Source organism: Candidatus Protofrankia californiensis (genome assembly GCF_900634765.1).
In the GTDB taxonomy this organism is placed as follows: Bacteria; Actinomycetota; Actinomycetes; order Frankiales; family Frankiaceae; genus Protofrankia; species Protofrankia californiensis.
In genome coordinates, this window is the sequence record NZ_CAAAFT010000360.1 from 5460 (window position 1) to 5945 (window position 486).

The following is a 486-nucleotide window of genomic DNA, read 5'->3' on the forward strand; positions in this document are numbered from 1 at the left end:
CCGTCACCCGCGACGAGTGTCAGCCGATACCGTATATGCCAGGTCTCGACCTGATCGGGGTCGGGTTCGACGAGCACGAACTCGCCGTCCTCGATCGTCAGCGCCTCGCTCGACAGGATCGGTACCCGCACGCTTCCCGACGGGCGTCCCGGTGTGGTCTGGTCACGCAGAAGCGCGTCGACGTCGTCGAAGTCGACCGTGATGTCGATGTCGACCGACGTTCCATCGGACCGTCCCTGCGACAATCCCGCCTGGAAGTCGTCGGTCGCCCGGGCCGAGAAATAACCCGTCAGCCGCTCGCTGAAGTGCAGCGTTGCCGGGCCGCGGGGCGGGAATGAATCAACAGCCTTCCCGGAAGACGGGACATCTGGCTTGGAGAGAATACTCATCGTCCCTCCTGTCGCTGTAGGCTTGGTGCCGTCACCACCGACTGTTGACGGGATAGCCGATCCCCATCCGCCAGCGGACTACTGTGGTTCGCAGAGG

At 64.2% G+C, this 486-nt stretch carries 1 pseudogene; it reads right to left on the reverse strand.

Annotation, left to right across the window (positions count from 1 at the left end):
- Positions 1 to 389, reverse strand: a pseudogene (locus DD1DGNOD_RS27275) (hypothetical protein); the annotation flags it as partial.
- Between the last annotated feature and the right edge of the window lie 97 nt (positions 390 to 486).